General features: G+C 47.7%; 1 pseudogene. It reads left to right on the top strand.

Annotated elements, in window-relative coordinates:
• Window positions 1-60 precede the first annotated feature (60 nt).
• A pseudogene (locus A6R74_RS12960) lies at window positions 61-421 on the top strand (helix-turn-helix transcriptional regulator); the annotation flags it as partial.

The following is a 421-nucleotide window of genomic DNA, read 5'->3' as shown; positions in this document are numbered from 1 at the left end:
GTTTTGTGAGTCACTTTAAGCTTGTATGTTTTCATTATCACGCCCAGGGTTAGCAAATCTATGTCTGATGCTCGCGATACACTCTTTCGCTACTTGACGCTTCTGCAGTTAATTCCCCGCTATCCTGGACGCATTTCCACCCCAGTACTGAAAGAAAAACTCGCTGAGCGGGGGGTTAATATTGACGTACGCTCGCTACAGCGGGACCTGAGCCAGAAGCTCTCTACACAGTTTCCCATTAGCTGCGATGACACTCAGAAGCCTTATAGCTGGTATTTTGATCGCGACTTTCAATGTCATTTACCAGCACTGGATGTACCCAGTTCGTTAACACTGGTACTGGCTGATGAGTATTTGAAAGGCTTACTGCCGCCTGTCGTGGTGGGACAAATTTCCTCCCAATTTACCTATGCCCGGAGTC

The sequence above is a fragment of the Halomonas sp. ALS9 genome (genome assembly GCF_001651035.1).
Taxonomy (GTDB): domain Bacteria; phylum Pseudomonadota; class Gammaproteobacteria; order Pseudomonadales; family Halomonadaceae; genus Vreelandella.
The sequence above is the reverse complement of the archived record's forward strand: the minus strand, read 5'-3'. Positions and strand labels throughout refer to the sequence as shown.